Source organism: Pseudoalteromonas sp. S3178 (assembly GCF_005886985.1).
Lineage (GTDB): Bacteria > Pseudomonadota > Gammaproteobacteria > Enterobacterales > Alteromonadaceae > Pseudoalteromonas > Pseudoalteromonas carrageenovora.
Genome location: NZ_PNCW01000284.1, coordinates 1 through 401 on the forward strand (window position 1 = coordinate 1; position 401 = coordinate 401).

Sequence of the window (401 nt, forward strand, 5' to 3'; positions counted from 1 at the left end):
GATTGAATGCCAGACAGTGACTTTTGCATTTCATAACCACAGATCTGAAATTGCTCGCCTTGAATAAATCGCGATAACACAGTCGCAGCAACGGAATGTGTGTGTAATATACACTGTGCACCCACGCATAATTCATATAATTTTAGGTGCAATGCAGTTTCGGCTGAAGGCTTGCCACTACCGGCAAGGATGGTGCCTGTGGCGTCTAATTCCAGAAATTGTTCTGGTGTTAATTTACCTTTATCAAAGCCGCTGGCCGTGACAACAAAGCCAGAGTCTGTTTTGATAGAGAAATTACCACCAGTCGCGGGAACCCAGCCTTGCTGAGCAACCCAAGCTCCTGCGTCGATAAGCGCGAGTTTTGCGGCTTGTGTGTGCATAGTTAACACCTATAAATTAAA

General features: G+C 45.4%; 1 protein-coding gene. It reads right to left on the reverse strand.

Annotated elements, in window-relative coordinates:
- A partial coding sequence (locus CWC11_RS20990) for a class II aldolase/adducin family protein (protein WP_171038492.1) occupies positions 1–380 on the reverse strand: 380 nt, incomplete at its 3' end.
- Positions 381–401 lie beyond the last annotated feature (21 nt).